The organism is Micromonospora sp. KC721, from assembly GCF_004348355.1.
In the GTDB taxonomy this organism is placed as follows: domain Bacteria; phylum Actinomycetota; class Actinomycetes; order Mycobacteriales; family Micromonosporaceae; genus Micromonospora.
Genome location: NZ_SMJY01000210.1, coordinates 1 through 10,299, shown reverse-complemented (window position 1 = coordinate 10,299; position 10,299 = coordinate 1). Strand labels below are relative to the sequence as shown.

The 10,299-nt window shown below is 72.9% G+C and carries 12 protein-coding genes and 1 riboswitch; of the genes, 7 read left to right on the top strand and 5 right to left on the bottom strand.

Annotated features, from left to right (window positions below; translation table 11 throughout):
- Together E1182_RS25955 and E1182_RS25950 are read right to left on the bottom strand one after the other, a co-directional pair.
- Positions 1 to 739: S8 family serine peptidase (locus tag E1182_RS25955; RefSeq protein WP_243706422.1), on the bottom strand; the 739-nt coding region annotated here is incomplete at its 3' end.
- Positions 740 to 834: 95 nt separating this feature from the next.
- Entirely contained in the window at positions 835 to 1,158 is a 324-nt protein-coding gene (locus E1182_RS25950) for a helix-turn-helix domain-containing protein (RefSeq protein WP_132270028.1), read from the bottom strand.
- Positions 1,159 to 1,344: 186 nt separating this feature from the next.
- On the opposite strand from E1182_RS25950, the gene E1182_RS25945 reads away from it, so the two are divergent.
- Entirely contained in the window at positions 1,345 to 2,034 is a 690-nt protein-coding gene (locus tag E1182_RS25945; RefSeq protein WP_132270026.1) for a carbonic anhydrase, read from the top strand.
- Between the two features lie 60 nt (positions 2,035 to 2,094).
- Here E1182_RS25945 and E1182_RS25940 read toward each other — a convergent pair whose 3' ends face one another.
- Entirely contained in the window at positions 2,095 to 3,108 is a 1,014-nt protein-coding gene (locus tag E1182_RS25940; RefSeq protein ID WP_132270024.1) for a hypothetical protein, read from the bottom strand.
- 4 nt (positions 3,109 to 3,112) lie between these two features.
- Positions 3,113 to 3,243, bottom strand: a riboswitch (cyclic di-AMP (ydaO/yuaA leader).
- A 166-nt stretch (positions 3,244 to 3,409) separates the two neighbouring features.
- A complete protein-coding gene (locus E1182_RS25935) occupies positions 3,410 to 4,747 on the bottom strand; it encodes a YibE/F family protein (protein ID WP_132270022.1) in 1,338 nt (445 codons plus the stop codon).
- 205 nt (positions 4,748 to 4,952) lie between these two features.
- Here E1182_RS25935 and E1182_RS25930 point away from each other — a divergent pair, with 205 nt between their 5' ends.
- The 3 genes from E1182_RS25930 (at position 4,953) to E1182_RS32540 (ending at position 8,279) form a co-directional block, all read left to right on the top strand.
- Positions 4,953 to 6,992, top strand: a complete 2,040-nt coding sequence (locus E1182_RS25930) for a copper-translocating P-type ATPase (RefSeq protein ID WP_132270020.1) — start codon at positions 4,953 to 4,955, stop codon at positions 6,990 to 6,992.
- 29 nt (positions 6,993 to 7,021) lie between these two features.
- Complete coding sequence (locus tag E1182_RS32545) at positions 7,022 to 7,570, top strand: hypothetical protein (protein WP_243706421.1); 549 nt, start codon at positions 7,022 to 7,024, stop codon at positions 7,568 to 7,570.
- A 70-nt stretch (positions 7,571 to 7,640) separates the two neighbouring features.
- Entirely contained in the window at positions 7,641 to 8,279 is a 639-nt protein-coding gene (locus tag E1182_RS32540) for a DUF305 domain-containing protein (RefSeq protein ID WP_243706420.1), read from the top strand.
- Between the two features lie 127 nt (positions 8,280 to 8,406).
- Here the strand turns inward: E1182_RS32540 and E1182_RS25920 are convergent, their stop codons facing one another.
- Positions 8,407 to 8,706, bottom strand: a complete 300-nt coding sequence (locus tag E1182_RS25920; RefSeq protein WP_132270018.1) for a metal-sensitive transcriptional regulator — start codon at positions 8,704 to 8,706, stop codon at positions 8,407 to 8,409.
- 96 nt (positions 8,707 to 8,802) lie between these two features.
- Here E1182_RS25920 and E1182_RS25915 point away from each other — a divergent pair, with 96 nt between their 5' ends.
- From E1182_RS25915 to E1182_RS25905, 3 genes are all read left to right on the top strand, one after another.
- Complete coding sequence (locus E1182_RS25915; RefSeq protein ID WP_132270016.1) at positions 8,803 to 9,012, top strand: heavy-metal-associated domain-containing protein; 210 nt, start codon at positions 8,803 to 8,805, stop codon at positions 9,010 to 9,012.
- A gap of 37 nt (positions 9,013 to 9,049) precedes the next feature.
- A complete protein-coding gene (locus tag E1182_RS25910; RefSeq protein ID WP_132270014.1) occupies positions 9,050 to 10,060 on the top strand; it encodes a hypothetical protein in 1,011 nt (336 codons plus the stop codon).
- 14 nt (positions 10,061 to 10,074) lie between these two features.
- Positions 10,075 to 10,299, top strand: a 225-nt coding sequence (locus tag E1182_RS25905; protein ID WP_132270012.1) for a cation transporter, incomplete at its 3' end; no start/stop codon positions are given.

Genomic DNA, 10,299 nt, shown 5'->3' with positions numbered 1-10,299 from the left:
CGGCGATCACGCCCGGGTACGCGGCCGGGTACGCCGGCAGGTCCCGCTGGTCCTGCGCCCGGTTGCCGGCGGCGGCCACCACCACGACTCCCTCGTCCAGCGCGTACCGGACGGCGTCGGCCAGTTCGGGGTGGTCGATGGTGACCAGGGACAGATTGATCACCTCGACGTCCTGGTCGGCCGCCCACCTGATCGCCGCGGCGATCTGCAGGGGCAGGCCGGGGTCGTTGGTGCGCCGGGTGTCCTGCAGCACGCGTACCGGCAGGATCCGCGCGGCCGGTGCGATGCCGCTGTAGGGAGCGCCGGTGTCGTCCCGGCCGGCGATGATCCCGGCGACGATGGTGCCGTGCCCGGCCAGGTCGCACCGGCCCTGTGCCTGCGGCAGGCCATTGACGTCCCGGCCTTCGCGGACCTGTCCCTTCAGGAGCGGATGGGACGGCGACACGCCGGAGTCGATCACCGCCACGGTGACCCCCTCGCCGCGGGTGATGCGCCAGGCGGACGCGGGGTCGAGCCGGCGCAGCGCCCACGGCGTCTCGGTGGGTGCCGCGCCGCCGGTGGGGGCGGGGCAGGCCGGTTCCGCCCCGGCCGGGGTGGACGGTACGACGAGGGTCGCGAGCAGCACGGCCGCCACGGCACCGAGGACCGTCCGGGTGGAACGGGTACCGAGGACCGTCCGGGTGGGACGCCCGGCGGGTCCGGTGACCACCGTCCCGCTCGGCCGGAAGCTGTCGCGCACGCGGTGAGACTACCGCCGTCGGCGCGGGAGCGCGTGACGGGCGGCGGCGCCGGACCAGTGGCGGCCGGACCCGGATCCTCGGGCGTGACGGCGTGTCAGGCGTCGGTCGGCTGGCTGGTGAAGAGGGCGAGCAGGTCGCCGACCTGGCGGTCCGACTCGGCCGGGTGCCGGAAGTGGCCGCGGGGGTTGACGGTGTACTCGTTGCGCCGCCCGACCCGGGTACGCCGCAGGTAGCCGCCGGCTTCCAGGTCGGCGACGATGGCCTGGGCGGCGCGTTCGGTGACGCCGACCTCGTCGGCCACGTCGCGGAGTCGGGCGGTGGGGTTGCGGGCGATGGACAGCAGCACGTGCGCGTGGTTGGTGAGGAACGTCCAGTTCCGGGTGCTTCCGTTCTGCGCTGTCGTCGCCATGCCCGTCATCGTATGACCCCACCCTTCCGGTTCTCAGTGATGCCTTCCGGCACCGAGCCGACGCATCCAGAGAAGCAGGAAATGCATATCACGTAAACCTTGACGTACCTTTTGTTGCGTGTGACGGTGGGGCGAGGCCGCCTGCGTCGCCGGCCGGTGTCATCAGGTGCCCACACGTCAGACCGAGGTGAGGCTATGACCGTGCAGGATCCGACGCAGGCGTTGGCCGAGTTGCACGCCGGAAACCGGCGTTTCGTCACCGGCACCCCACACCACCCCAACCAGGACGCGGCTCACCGGGCCGTCGTCGCCGGCGGGCAGCACCCCTTCGCGGTGATCGTCGGCTGCTCCGACTCCCGTCTCGCCGCCGAGATCATCTTCGATCGCGGCCTGGGCGACCTGTTCGTGGTCCGGACGGCCGGGCACACCGTCGGCCCGGAGGTGCTGGGCAGCGTCGAGTACGCGGTGAGCGTCCTCGGCGTTCCGCTGGTCGTGGTGCTCGGCCACGACTCCTGCGGTGCGGTGCAGGCGGCCCGGGAGGCCGCGATGACCGGCACGACCCCGCCGGGGCACCTGGGCGCCGTGGTGGACGGGGTGACCCCCAGCCTCCGGCGGGCCGCCGCGGCGGGCGTCGAGGACATCGACGGCATCGTGGACGTCCACATCGTCCAGACGGTGCAGACGTTGCAGGACAGTTCCGCCCTGCTGGCCGGTGAGGTGGCCGCCGGGCGGTGCGCGGTGGTCGGCATGTCGTACCGGCTGGCCGCCGGTGAGGTGCGGACGGTGGCCGCGTCGCCCGCCGCGGTCCTCGCGCCGGCGTCCCGGACCGACCTGGACCGGAGCGACCAGGACGACCGTGACCGGGCGGCGGTCGTCGCCGGCTGAACCCCAAGACGCGACGAGGGCCGTCCCCGGTCGGGGAGGGCCCTCGGTCGTAAGCGTCCGCTAGAGCATCGACATGTGTACGTGGTCGGTGTGGTCCGATGGTCCGCTGTACGACTTCCACCCGGTCGCCGGGAACCAGATCTGCCGGTTCCAGATCACGTAGTAGATGCCGAGCCGGTCGGCGTTGCGGATCAGGAACGCGGTCAGGTTGTTGCCGTACCTGCGGGTGTCGTCGTTGTGCCAGGGCGCGAAGCCCTTGTTCTGCAACGACCAGTCGCAGGCCCGCCCCTTGGGATGCTCGAAGGGTCCGCCCGGGCGGTAGCAGCCGGCGAACCGGTTGAAGCCGGCCCGGCGTACCTCTTTGTAGGCGTGCAGGGTACGCGGAGTGATCGTGCCGGAGGTGGTCGGGTCCGGCGCGGTCTTCGACTCCGGCTTCCAGTCGCCGTCGGCCGTGCGTCCCGGGCCGATCCGGGCCACCGGGGAGGTCGCGTCGACCAGTCCACCGGTGAAGCCGCGTCCGCCGACCAGGGCGAGGGCCTTCTCGGCCTCCTTGGTGTTGCGGGCCATCTGGTTGGTCAGCTTCGTCTGCTCGCGCACCTCGGCGTCGAGCGCCAGCTTGCCCTGCTCGGCGCGGTCCTTGGCGGCGGTGACCTCGGCGAGCTTCTGCGCGTTGACCATGTTCAGCTCGTCCAGCGTGGCGGCCCGCTTGACGAAGGAGTCGGGTGCGTCGCTTTCCAGCAACATCGCCACGGCACCGATCCGGCCGGTCCGGTAGGACTGCGCGGCGATCGTGGTGACCTGCGGTCGGAGCGCCTCCAGCTCGTCCTCGGCGCGCTTGACCTCCAACGCGAGCTGGAGTTGGCGCTTCTTCGACTTCTCCAGCTGTGCCTTCGCCTTGGTGTACTCGCGGTTGCGCTGCTCGATGACCTCGGTGAGTAGCTTGGGCTCCTCGCCCTCCTCGTGACCCGACGGGGTCGAGGGGGCGGCGTTCGCCGGGACCGGCCCGGCGAGGACGGCCAGCGCGGCCAGCACGGCCGCCACCGGTGTCCACCAGCGGCGTAGGGGTGCCGTCACAATGTTCCCTTCCGTCGACCGCCGACCGGGTTAGCTGACGGGTTCGGGACGGAAGTGGCCCCTACCGCGGTCGCGGATTCACCCCAGGTACCTGGTTCCCCGGTTCGCCGTACGGCGATTGGGCGGTGGCACCGCAGGCGCCGGTTCGCGCCTTCAGCGGTGACCGGCAGCGAGGTTACCCGAGAGGCATACCGGTGAGCTACGTCCTGAACCCGACTAAATGCGTTAATTCGAGGTGGCGGTGCGTGAGGAGTGACGCGTTCGTCAGGTTCCGGGTCGTCCACGGTGACGCTGTGCAGTTTCACCATGCGGTGTCGGTGCTCCTTTCCGGTTCGGGCCACCCTGCGGGGGCCGGGGTGGACGGTCCGGGTCGCGGGCCGCTCAACGCCTCCAGCGCGGCGTCCGGGTCGACCGGAGGGCGGGGTCTCGGCGCCGGGTCGGCGGGCGGTGTCGGGTCGTCGGCCGGGCCGCGGCCGGCAGCGGTGACGAGCGCGGCCAGACCCGTGGTCAGGGGTACGGCGGCGATCAGCCCCAGCGTCGCCACCGCGCTGCGGACGATCTCCTGGGTCAGGAACTCGCTGGTCAGGATCTGGCTCACCGGCCTGCTGTCGGCCGTCAACAGGAGCAGCAGCGGCAGTGAGGCACCGGCGTACGCGAGCACGATGGTGTTCACCGTGGAGGCGATGTGCGCCCGGCCGACCCGGGTGGCGGACCGGTACAACTGCATCCGGGACAACCCCGGGTTGGCGTGGGCCAGTTCGGTCACGGTGGCCGCCTGGGTGACCGTGACGTCGTCGAGCACACCGAGCGACCCGATGATGATCCCGGCCAGCAGCAGTCCGTGCAGGTCCACATCGCGCTGGTACATCGACAGCGTGGTGGCCTCCTCGCTGCCGAACCCGGTGAGGTGGGTGGCGGCGATGGCCAGGCTGCCGAGGAGGCCGGTCAGCACCAGGCTGCCGAGGGTGCCCAGGACCGCCACCGAGGTCTGCGCGGTGATCCCGTGGGTCAGGTACAGCACCACGAACATGATCAACGCCGAGCCGACGATGGCGATCAGCAGCGGCGAACCGCCGGCGGAGATGCCCGGCACGACGAAGGTGAGCAGGATCGCGAAGCTCGCGGCCAGCCCTGCCAGCGCTGCCATCCCGCGCAGCCGCCCGAACGCGATGATCGCGGCGGCGAAGAGCACCGCCAGCCACACCAACGGCTCACCCCGCTGGTGCTCGGCGATGTCGTAGCGGCTGACCGTCGGGTCGGCCGGGTCGGTCAGCTTCACCAGCACGATCTCGTCGCCCACCGCCACCGTCGGTGCCCCTGGCCCGGCCGGAACGGGCGTCTCCACCTGCTGCCCGGCGTCGGGCCCCTGCTCGACCCGGACGGTGACGGTGCCGCAGGGCCCCTGCGCCGGCCCGGCCGGGCTCTCCGGTTGCTCCGGGCAGGGCTCGGTCACCACCCGGGTCACCGTGGCGTGGTAGCGCGGTGCCTCCTCGCCGGGAGCCCGTTCCGGCGTGTTCCGGGGCCAGAGCACCACCGCGGCGATCACCGTGACGACGAACAACGGGACCACCGTCGCGACGAGGAGCCGCCGCACCCCGGGCGGGGTGGACGGAGTGGAACGGGTGTGGTCGGCGCCCATTGCGAGTCTCCCAACGATCCAGGGCGGAGTACGTGTCAGCCGGTCGGTCGGTTCACCCGCCCCGGCGGGCCGGGAACCATGACGGCCCACGGGTGGGGTGGCGACGATGGACGCGGGGTCATCGTCGAAAGATGGTAGCCAGGCCCGCTGCCGGCTCGCCCGGTTCGTGCCGACCTGGGGGGCCGGAGGCGGCATCTTGGGAGACATGGACCACGATTCCGGAGCAGATGGCGGCCACGACACCGGTCATGACCGGCCTGCCGGGCACGACAGGCACGCCGGGCACGACCCGGAGATGTTCCGCCGGCGTTTCCAGGTCTGCCTGGCGCTCACCGTCGCGGTGGTGGCGACCAGCGACATGGTGCTGGACTGGTTCGACTACGCGCCGGGGTTCCCGGGACGGTCGCTGGTCGGGCCGGTGCTCGGCTCGGTGATCTTCTGGTGGGGTGGCTGGCCGTTCCTGGTCGGCGCCGTGCGGGAGGTACGCGACCGGGCTCCGGGGATGATGCTGCTGGTGGCGATGGCGATCAGTGTCGCGTACGCCGCCTCGCTCAGCACCAGCCTCGGCGCCTTCGACCTGGACTTCTGGTGGGAGTTGGCCGCGCTGGTCACGATCATGCTGCTGGGCCACTGGCAGGAGATGAAGGCCATCGGTCAGGCCCGGGGCGCGCTCGCCGCGCTGGCCGAACTCCTTCCCGACGACGCCGAGCGGATCGGTCCGGACGGCGAGGTCCTACGGGTGCCGCTCACCGAACTGGACGTCGGGGACGTGGTGCTGGTCCGGCCCGGCGGCCGGGTGCCGGCCGACGGGCGGATCGTCGACGGCGTCGCCGAACTGGACGAGTCGACGGTCACCGGGGAGTCCCGCCCGGTCACCCGCCAGGTGGGGGACCGGGTGGTCGCCGGCACGGTGGCGACCGACTCGGCGGTCCGGGTCCGCGTCGAGGCCGTCGGCGACCAGACCACCCTGGCCGGGATCCAACGCCTGGTCGCCCAGGCCCAGCAGTCTGGCGGGCGGGCGCAGGCGCTCGCCGACCGGTTCGCGGCCCTGCTGTTCTACGTCGCCACCGGCGGTGCCGTGCTGACCGCCGTGGCCTGGACGGCGCTGGGCGATCGGGACGAGGCCGTGGTGCGTACCGTCACCGTGCTGGTGATCGCCTGCCCGCACGCGCTGGGGCTGGCCATTCCGCTGGTGATCGCGCTCTCCACCGGGCTCGCCGCCCGGTCCGGGGTGCTGGTCCGGGACCGGTTGGCGCTGGAGCGGATGCGTACCGTCGACGCGGTGCTGTTCGACAAGACGGGCACGTTGACCCGGGGGCGGCACGTGGTCATCGGCGTGGCCGCCGCGCCCGGGGTCGGCGAGGACGAGGTGCTGCGGCTCGCCGCCGGGGTGGAGGCCGACAGCGAGCACCCGCTGGCCCGGGCGATCGTGGCGGCCGCCGCCGGTCGCGGCGGCCCGGCCCTGGCCGGCGGCTTCCGGTCGCTGCCGGGCCGGGGCGTCCAGGCGGAGATCGACGGTGCGTCGTACGCGGTCGGCGGCCCCACCCTGTTGCGCGAGTGGGGGCTCGCGCTTCCCGACGAGCTGATCCCGCCGGCTTACCGCTGGGCCGGGCAGGGCGCGGCCGTACTGCATCTGGTCCGGCTGCCGGACACCGTCCTCGGTCTGCTGGCCCTCGCCGACGAGATTCGCCCCGAGGCGCGGGAGGCGATCACGGCGCTGCGTGCGGAGGGGGTACGGACCATCGCCATGATCACCGGTGATGCCCGTGCGGTGGCCGAGGCGGTCGCCGCCGACCTGGGGTTCCGTCCCGGTGTGGACGAGGTCTTCGCCGAGGTGCTCCCCGCCGACAAGGACGGAAAGGTGACCGCGCTGCAGCGTCGGGGTCTGCGGGTGGCCATGGTCGGCGACGGGGTCAACGACGCCCCGGCGCTGGCCCGGGCGGATGTGGGCATCGCGATCGGGGCCGGCACCGACGTCGCGATCGAGTCGGCCGGGGTGGTGCTGGCCTCCTCCGACCCGCGCGGGGTGGCCGGGGTGCTCCGGCTGTCCCGCTCGGCGTACCGGAAGATGCTCCAGAACCTGGCCTGGGCGGCCGGCTACAACGTGGTGGCGCTCCCGCTGGCGGCCGGGGTGCTGGCCGGGGTCGGCCTGACGCTCAGCCCGGCCCTCGCCGCGGTGCTGATGTCGGCCTCCACGATCGTGGTCGCGCTCAACGCGCAACTGCTACGGCGAGTACGCCTCTGACGGATGGTGGGTTCGGTTAGTTTTGTCGGGTGCGGACGGCGACGGCGGCGACCACGGGCTGGTGGGCTCGCCTGCTGCTGCTCGCCGTCACCCTGCTCGGCCTGGCCGCCATGCACACCATCGGCCATGGCACGCACGCCGGCGGCCAGCCGTCCGGCCATGCCGCCGCGGACCACGCCGACCGGCACCTGCCGGTTGCCGCGTTGCCGGGGACAGCGACCGGCGCCGACACCCCCGGAGGCGTCGACTGCGCCGGGGCGGCCTGCCGGCACGCGGCCGCGTTGCCGGGGACGGCGCGGTTCGCCGTCGACGCCGGCGTCGACTGCGCCGGGACCGGCTGCCGGCCTCCGGTGGTGCTGCCGGCCGGTGACCGGGGCGCCGCCCCGAGCGGCTGGAGCGTCTGCCTGGCGGTGCTCGCCGCGATCACGGTGGCGGTGCTGCTGGCGGTGCTGTTGCGGGCTCGACGCCGGCCCGGCGTCGGCGTGCGCCGCCCCACCGTGCGCCCACCGGGACCGGGTGCGCCCCCGGGTCGGCCCGTCGGGCTTCGGCTCGCCACGGTGGCGGTGCTGCGCAGATAGGAGGCTCCGGCACGGGGCTCCCCCGCGTCTCCGGTCCACTGCGTTGTTTCCACACCGAAAGGTTCACATCGTGTCCATCCGTACCATCGCGCGTCGTGCCGCCCTGACCGGCGCGACCGTCGCCGCCGCCCTCGCGCTGGCCGGCTGCTCCGGCGGCGACGACCACCGGGCCGGCTCCGGCCACCAGACGCCCGCCACGGGCGGTGCCTCGGCGGACGCGTCGACCGCCGCCGAGTTCGGCGACGCCGACGTGCTGTTCGCCCAGATGATGATCCCGCACCACGAGCAGGCGGTGCAGATGTCGGAACTGGCCGCGACCCGCGCTCAGGACGCCGAGGTCAAGCGGCTCGCGGCCCAGATCAAGGCCGCCCAGGCTCCGGAGATCGCCACCATGACGGCCTGGCTGACCGCCTGGGGTCGGCCGGTGCCGTCCGGCAGCCCAGCCCACGGCCATGGCTCGGAGGCGGAGCACGACATGCCCGGCATGATGTCCGACGAGGACCTGGCCGAGCTGGCGGCGGCGTCCGGGGCGGAGTTCGACCGCCGGTTCGTCACGATGATGATCGAGCACCACGAGGGTGCGATCACCATGGCCGAGGACGAGATCGCCAAGGGGAAGAATCCCGAGGTCAAGGCGCTGGCCCAGCAGATCCGCACCACCCAGCGCGCCGAGATCGACACCATGAGAAAGATGCTCGCCCGCCGCTGACCGGGCGGGCCCGTGGCCCGGCCTTCCCGTTGATCATGAAGTTGGCGGCGCTGTCGGTCTTCCCGGCCGCCGCCAACTTCATGATCGGCCGCCGGTTCGGCGTTCCGGCAGGCCGCGCGGCAGTGGGTCAGCCGCGTTTCATGAGGCGGGCCACGGCGGCCATCATCTCGGCAGCCATCTCGTCGGCGCGGCCCTCGGCGGCGCCCTCCCGCATGCAGTGTCGGGCGTGCCCGTCGAGCAGGCCGAGAGCGACCTTGTCCAGCGCGGCCTGAATGGCGGAGATCTGGGTCAGTACGTCGATGCAGTAGCGGTCCTCGTCGACCATCCGCTCGATGCCACGAACCTGGCCCTCGACGCGGCGCAGCCGCGCGAGCAGTTGTTCCTTGCTGGCGGTGTAGCCCCGGGTCGGAGTGCTCGGTGTGGTCATGACCACCAGAATAGCGTACCCCTGGGGGGTATGTTACCGTCGTCGCGTGGGCTACCCCTGGGGGGTATGGCCCGGCGTCAGGAGAGGAGAGCTGCCATGGTTACCACCACGTACCAGGTGCAGGGGATGACCTGCGGGCACTGCGTCAACTCGGTCAGCACCGAGGTGGGCGCGATCCAGGGTGTCACCGACGTGCAGGTCGACCTGGCCACCGGCCGGGTCACCGTCACCAGCGAGAGCGCGCTGGACACCGACTCGGTGCGCGCCGCGGTCGACGAGGCCGGATACGACCTGGTCGACGCGTGAGCCGGACCGCCCGACCGCAGAGAGCCGAGAGGACACGATGCGCACCGCGACGAAGCTGAGCGGGTTCGCCCTCGGTCTCGCGGCGGTGTTCGGCGTGGCGTACGGGGCCGGTCACCTGGCCGGTCCCGTCACCCCGGCCGCCGAGACCCGCCGCGACGCCGCCAGCACCAGTCACGACTCCACCGCCACCGGCCACGAAGAAACCGGCCACGACGACGGCAACGGCCACTCCGACGGCTCCCCGCGCCAGGTCGGCGCCACCCACCTGCCCGGCGGTCTGCTCGTCTCCGACCGGGGCTACACCCTGCAACCCGTGGCCGCCCCGGCCGGGCAGTTCGCCTTCCGGATCACCGGGCCCGACGGTGCCCCCGTCACCCGCTACGACGTCGCGCACGACAAGCGGATGCATCTGATCGTCGCCCGGCGTGACCTGTCCGGTTTCCGCCACGTCCACCCCGAGCTCGGCCCGGACGGCACCTGGCGGGTCGACTCGCCCCTGGGCGGGCCCGGCGTCTGGCGGGCCTTCGCCGACTTCACCCCGTCGGGCGGGGAACCACTCACCCTCGGGGTCGACGTGACCGTGCCCGGCACGCTGGAACCCCGGCCGCTGCCCGCGCCGGCGACCAGCACCACCGTGGACGGATACGCCGTCACCCTCACCGGCACCCCGCGACCCGGGCAAAGCAGCACCCTGACCCTCACCGTCAGTCGGAACGGTCAACCGGTCACCGACCTGGAGCCCTACCTCGGGGCGTACGGGCATCTGGTGGCGCTGCGTCAGGGCGACCTGGCGTACCTGCACGTACACCCGGAGGGCGCACCCGGCGACGGGCGGACCCCGGCCGGCCCGGCGGTGAGCTTCGCCGCCGAGGTGCCCTCCGCCGGCACCTACCGGCTGTACCTGGACTTTCGGCACGGCGGCGCGGTGCGCACCGCCGAGTTCACGATGGTGGCAGGCCAGGAGGCCGCCGCCCCCACCACCGCCGCGCCAACCACCACCCCGACCGTCGGCGCCGGACACGGCGCCCCCGGCCACGGGCACGACTGACAGGAGGTGCCGCGATGACATCGACCGCGAAGTCGCTGCGGGTCGCCCCGAACCTGATCGAGCTGGCGATCGGCGGCATGACCTGCGCGTCCTGCGCCGCGCGGATCGAAAAGAAGCTCAACCGGATGCCGGGCGTCGAGGCCACGGTCAACTACGCCACCGAGAAGGCCACCGTCCGGTTCGCCGACGACGTCACCCCGGGCGACCTGATCGCCACGGTGGAGAAGACCGGCTACACC

What these genes read in the sequence shown, in the direction of transcription:
- E1182_RS25935 (WP_132270022.1), bottom strand. Translation starts at nt 4,747, where the DNA reads ATGGGCGCCGACCACACCCGTTCCACTCCGTCCACCCCGCCCGGGGTG.
- E1182_RS25920 (WP_132270018.1), bottom strand. Translation starts at nt 8,706, where the DNA reads ATGACCACACCGAGCACTCCGACCCGGGGCTACACCGCCAGCAAGGAA.
- E1182_RS25915 (WP_132270016.1), top strand. Translation starts at nt 8,803, where the DNA reads ATGGTTACCACCACGTACCAGGTGCAGGGGATGACCTGCGGGCACTGC.
- E1182_RS25910 (WP_132270014.1), top strand. Translation starts at nt 9,050, where the DNA reads ATGCGCACCGCGACGAAGCTGAGCGGGTTCGCCCTCGGTCTCGCGGCG.
- E1182_RS25930 (WP_132270020.1), top strand. Translation starts at nt 4,953, where the DNA reads ATGGACCACGATTCCGGAGCAGATGGCGGCCACGACACCGGTCATGAC.
- E1182_RS25950 (WP_132270028.1), bottom strand. Translation starts at nt 1,158, where the DNA reads ATGACGGGCATGGCGACGACAGCGCAGAACGGAAGCACCCGGAACTGG.
- E1182_RS25945 (WP_132270026.1), top strand. Translation starts at nt 1,345, where the DNA reads ATGACCGTGCAGGATCCGACGCAGGCGTTGGCCGAGTTGCACGCCGGA.